This is a genomic window from Pseudomonas sp. 24 E 13 (assembly GCF_900004715.1).
GTDB classification, from domain to species: domain Bacteria; phylum Pseudomonadota; class Gammaproteobacteria; order Pseudomonadales; family Pseudomonadaceae; genus Aquipseudomonas; species Aquipseudomonas orientalis_A.
Map to the genome: position 1 here is coordinate 1 of NZ_CVTO01000033.1, position 5,448 is coordinate 5,448.

General features: G+C 63.0%; 5 protein-coding genes and 1 pseudogene. All 6 read right to left on the reverse strand.

Translation table 11 applies throughout. The features are described 5' to 3' along the window. A pseudogene (locus BFP90_RS01425) lies at positions 1-306 on the reverse strand (SPOR domain-containing protein); the annotation flags it as partial. Then, positions 290-1,597 carry a bifunctional tetrahydrofolate synthase/dihydrofolate synthase gene (gene folC, locus BFP90_RS01430; protein WP_065895783.1) on the reverse strand — a complete coding sequence of 436 codons (1,308 nt, stop codon included), beginning with the start codon at positions 1,595-1,597 and terminating at the stop codon, positions 290-292. The gene folC and the pseudogene BFP90_RS01425, both read right to left, overlap by 17 nt. Continuing rightward, positions 1,594-2,514 (reverse strand): acetyl-CoA carboxylase, carboxyltransferase subunit beta, encoded by a 921-nt coding sequence (gene accD / locus BFP90_RS01435; protein ID WP_005789754.1) that lies wholly within the window; start codon positions 2,512-2,514, stop codon positions 1,594-1,596. Before accD ends, folC begins: the two co-directional genes overlap by 4 nt. 245 nt (positions 2,515-2,759) lie before the next feature. Beyond that, a complete protein-coding gene (locus tag BFP90_RS01440; RefSeq protein WP_065895784.1) occupies positions 2,760-3,392 on the reverse strand; it encodes a phosphoribosylanthranilate isomerase in 633 nt (210 codons plus the stop codon). Between the two features lie 64 nt (positions 3,393-3,456). Further along, a complete protein-coding gene (gene truA / locus BFP90_RS01445) occupies positions 3,457-4,281 on the reverse strand; it encodes a tRNA pseudouridine(38-40) synthase TruA (protein ID WP_065892466.1) in 825 nt (274 codons plus the stop codon). 170 nt (positions 4,282-4,451) lie between these two features. Beyond that, positions 4,452-5,448, reverse strand: a 997-nt coding sequence (locus BFP90_RS01450; protein ID WP_305118333.1) for a FimV/HubP family polar landmark protein, incomplete at its 5' end; no start/stop codon positions are given.

Below are 5,448 nucleotides of genomic sequence, written 5' to 3' on the forward strand. Positions count from 1 at the left end.
TGACGGAGCCGGTTTGACCACAGGAACACTCGGCTGCACCGGCATGGAAGGCGCCTGCTGGGCAGCGACCTCGGCATCGGTCGGCACGGGCTCTTCCTCAGGCAGGGCCTGCGGTTCAGGCACCACCACCGGTTCCACCTGAACCTGGGGCACCACCGGCGCCTGAGGCGCAGCGGGCGCTTCAACCACCACCTGGCGCTGTTCGTCCTGACGGGAAAACAGCATCGGCAGGAAAATCACCGCCAATGCCACCAACACCAAGGCTCCGACCATTCGCTGCTTGTATGCGCTATCGAGTAATGCCATGTGCAGCTTCCTCCGTGGAGCGCCGGGCCAGCCATTCGAGCGCCTCGGCAACACAATAAAATGATCCGAACAACAGAATCTCGTCGTCGGCCGTCGCCACCGCACATTGCGCCTCAAGGGCGGCAGTGACGCTTGCATACGACGCCACCGGCGCACCAAGGTTCTGCAAGGCAACCTGCAGTTCAGCTGCCGCACGGCTACGCGGCGTATCCAGCGGCGCAACGGCCCATGACTCAACGCTGGCGAGCAACGGCGCAACCACGCCATCAAGATCCTTGTCAGCCAGCAAGCCGAACACCGCCAGGCGACGGCCGGACAATGGCGTGCGCATCAGCCGTTGCGCCAGGTATTCTGCAGCGTGGGGGTTATGACCCACATCCAGCAGCAGGTTAAGACGCTTGCCTTGCCACTCGACGGTGCGCCGATCCAGGCGCCCCACAACCCGCGTCGCCAGCAGGGTTGCGGCAATTTGCCCGGCATTCCACGGCAGATCCAGCAACAGATAGGCTTGCAGCGCGAGCGCGGCATTCTCCATCGGCAGGTTCAGCAGCGGCAAATCGCGCAGCACTACCTGTTGACCCCGAGCATCGCGCCCGGACCATTGCCAATGCTGATCGTTGATCTGGAGATTGAAGTCGCGCCCGCGCAGGTAGAACGGGCAATCGAGCTCCCGCACCTTGTCCAGCAAGGGTTGCGGTGGGTCTGGATCACCGCACAGCGCAGGTTTGCCGGGGCGAAAGATTCCGGCCTTTTCGTAAGCCACGGATTCGCGGGTATCGCCCAGGTAATCGACATGGTCGACACCGATACTGGTGACCAGCGCCACATCGGCGTCCACCACGTTGACCGTGTCAAGACGCCCGCCCAGGCCCACTTCCAAGACGACGATATCGAGTTGCGCACGCTCGAACAGCCACAGCGCCGCCAGGGTGCCCATCTCGAAATAGGTCAGGGAAATATCGCCACGCCCGGCATCGAGGGCGGCGAAGGCTTCGCAGAGTTGCGCGTCGCTCGCGTCGACGCCATTGAGCTGCACCCGCTCGTTATAGCGCAGCAGGTGCGGCGAACTGTAGACGCCGACTTTCAGCCCCTGGGCCTGCAGCAGCGCGGCGACAAAGGCGCAGGTCGAGCCTTTGCCGTTGGTGCCGGTTACGGTGATAACACGCGGTGCCGGGCGCCCCAACCCCAGGCGGGCCGCTACCTGTTGCGAGCGCTCCAGGCCCATGTCGATGGCGGACGGATGCAACTGCTCGAGGTAGGCGAGCCATTCGCCCAGGGTACGTTGGGTCATAGGTTTGCCGGCACCGGCGGCACGACAATCGGCTCGACTTTAGGCGCGACGTAGACAGGCGTTGGCAAGCCCATCATTTGCGCCAGCAGGTTACCCAGGCGTGGCCGCAGCTCACCGCGCGGGATAATCAGGTCGATGGCGCCGTGTTCGAGCAGGAACTCGCTGCGCTGGAAACCTTCCGGCAATTTTTCACGCACGGTCTGTTCGATGACGCGCGGGCCGGCAAAGCCGATCAGGGCTTTGGGCTCGCCGACGATCACGTCGCCCAGCATCGCCAGGCTGGCGGAAACGCCGCCGTATACCGGGTCGGTCAATACCGAGATGAACGGAATGCCTTCTTCGCGCAGACGCGCCAATACCGCCGAGGTCTTGGCCATTTGCATCAGGGAAATCAGCGCTTCCTGCATACGCGCGCCACCGGAGGCGGCGAAGCAGATCATCGGGCAGCGGTTTTCCAGGGCATAGTTGGCGGCGCGCACGAAACGCTCGCCGACGATGGCACCCATGGAGCCGCCCATGAAGGAGAATTCGAACGCAGACACCACCACCGGCATGCCCAGCAGCTTGCCGCTGACGGAGATCAGCGCGTCTTTCTCGCCGGTCTGCTTCTGCGCGCCGACCAGACGGTCCTTGTACTTCTTGCTGTCGCGGAACTTGAGACGGTCGACCGGCTCCAGGTCAGCGCCCAGCTCGTTGCGGCCGTCGGCGTCGAGGAAGATGTCGATACGCGCGCGCGCGCCAATACGCATGTGGTGGTTGCACTTGGGGCAAACGTCCAGGGTCTTTTCCAGCTCCGGGCGGTACAGCACCGCGTCGCAGGATGGGCACTTGTGCCACAGACCTTCAGGAACCGAGCTTTTCTTCACCTCGGAACGCATGATCGAAGGGATCAGTTTGTCTACTAACCAGTTGCTCATGCTTTCTTTCTCCAGTACCGGTGGCTTGAACACAGCCCCGCGTATGCCCTTGAGCTAAATTCATATGTGGCGATGATGTCGGCGGGACGGGGTCAGAGGTTCGACCAGCCATTTCCCGCCTGTATCCTCAGCCTTCCAGACAACCTGCCAGCGCAGGGTTGCCACTTCGTTTCCGGGCCTCCCGCGGGCGGCGCCGGTGCTGTTTTACACAGTGGTAGTTATGGACGGCGGCAGACTGCCAGCCGTCACATCGCACCGCTGCTGTTGCGCACGGCCTGCATGAACGCGCGAATCCTGGCGTGATCCTTGATGCCCTTGCCCTGCTCCACCCCGCCGCTGACATCCACGGCATACGGCCGAACCTGCTCGATGGCGGCGCCGACATTCGACGGGGTGAGCCCACCGGCCAGGATCAGCGGCTTGCTCAAGCCCGCCGGGATCAGCGACCAGTCGAACGCTTCGCCCGTACCGCCGGGAACGCCTTCGACATAGGTGTCCAGCAGAATCCCGCGCGCGCCCGTATAAGCGGCACAGGCGGCGGCGATATCGTCGCCGGCCTTGACGCGCAGCGCCTTGATATAGGGACGCTGGTAGCTCTCGCATTCGTCCGGGGTTTCGTCGCCGTGAAACTGCAGCATGTCCAGCGGCACGGCATCCAGGGTTTCATTGAGTTCACACCGGCTGGCATTGACGAACAAGCCCACGGTGGTCACGAACGGTGGCAGCGCGGCGATGATGGCCCGGGCCTGCAACACATCCACCGCGCGTGGGCTCCTGGCGTAAAACACCAGACCTATGGCATCCGCCCCCGCCTCGACCGCCGCCAACGCGTCTGCGATGCGGGTAATCCCGCAAATCTTGCTGCGAACGGCTGACATATCGTAGAAACCTCAGGGATTGAACCGAGAAAGTCCCGGATGGTAACAAAAGCGCTTGCGGGCGTCAGCCGCCAAGTTCGCTGAAACCGGTGAGGAAGTGTGGCCCGATAAAACGCTCCGGCAGTTCGAACTCGTCGCGGTACTCCACCTCCACCAGATACAGGCCGAACGGATGCGCCGTCACCCCACCGGTACGGCGCACGCGGCTTTCCAGCACTTCCCTGGCCCATTCCACCGGACGTTCGCCGGTACCGATGGTCATCAACACACCCGCAATGTTGCGCACCATGTGGTGCAGGAATGCCCCGGCACGGATATCCACCACAATCATCTTGCCATGACGGGTCACGCGCAGATGGTGGACTTCTTTGATCGGCGATTTGGCCTGGCATTGGCCGGCACGGAATGCGCTGAAATCATGCACCCCGACAAGATGCTGCGCGGCCTCGGCCATGCGCTCGGCATCCAGCGGGCGGTGGTTCCAGGTAATTTCCTGGTTCAAGTGCGCCGGGCGGATCTGATCGTTATAAATCACGTAGCGGTAGCGCCGGGCGATGGCCTTGAAACGCGCATGAAAATGCGCCGGCATGACCTTGGCCCACGTGACGCTGACGTCATGGGGCAGATTGATATTGGCGCCCATTACCCAGGCCTTCATCGAGCGTTCGGCCTGGGTGTCGAAATGCACCACTTGGCCGCAGGCATGCACCCCCGCGTCGGTCCGCCCGGCACACATCAGCGACACCGGCGAGTCAGCGACTTTCGACAAAGCGTTTTCCAGGGTTTCCTGCACCGTCAGCACGCCGGATGCCTGGCGCTGCCAGCCGCGATAGCGCGAGCCTTTGTATTCCACGCCGAGGGCGATGCGGTAAAAGCCTGCGGCCGCCATTTCGGCGGCCGCGTTATCTATATTTGCCAAGAACTGAGAGCCTGATGAGTTGCGCGAAGGCGGGCATTATAAAGGCGACGGCTGCGCGACGGGCGCTTTTGTTGGGGAGGGGCGCCAAGCCAACTGTGGGGAGAAGCACGCCCTGCCCCACAGTGGAGGTTTATCAGCCTTCAGATCCGGCCGAGCATTTCCTTGGCCTCGCCGCGCTGGCTCTCGTTGCCCTCGGTCAGCACTTCGGACAGGATGTCCTTGGCGCCATCGGCATCGCCCATGTCGATATAGGCCTGGGCGAGGTCCAGCTTGGTGGCGACCTCATCGGTGCCCGAGAGGAAATCGAACTCGGGCTCATCGTCACCGAGCGCGGCATCTTCAGCCGTGAACGATGGCTCGATGGAGGGATGCTCCAGGCTCTGGGACAGACGGTCCAGCTCGGCGTTGACGTCATCCAGCTCCGACGCGAAGGCGTCCGGCTTGGCCGCCGATTCGGGCTCGTCCGCCAGGGAGAGGTCGAAATCTTCCGGCAAATCGAAGTCATCCAGGGCCGTAGGGGCCAGGGTCGGCGGCTCGACGGCAGGCGCATCCTTCATCTGCTCTTCGAGCCCGGAGAGGAAGTCATCATCCGATTGCGCGGACGCCGGTGCATCCAGTTGCAGATCCAGGTCGAAGTCCGACAGGTCGTCGGCACTGGCATTGGCTGCCGTCTGCTGCTGAAGAAGCGCCTCGAATGTCTGCTGATCGTCGTTGACCTCAGCCGGCGATGCCGCCTCCAGCTCGTCCAGGCTCAGATCGAAATCGGTATCCACAGGCTCTGGCGCAGGCGCAGCCGGCTTGTCTTCCAGCAAGTCCTTGACGTACTGCGCGTCCAGGGCCGCAGCGGCCACTGCCGCACTTACGCCTGCCGCCAACACCGCCATGGCCGGGAAACGACTTTTGAGCTGCTCGACCTGGGCATGGTTTTCACCGTTGGCCACCAGTTGACGCTCCTGGTTGACGAAACCGTCCTTGTTATTTTGCAGCCCGTACACTTCCATCAATTTCAAACGCAGGTCGCTGCGCTTGGGCTCGCGCTTGATCGCTTGCTCAAGTACATCGGCCGCCTGGTTCAGGTGGCCACGGTCGATATGGGACTGGGCCTGGGCCAGCGCATCGCTGGCGTTCTGTGGGGCA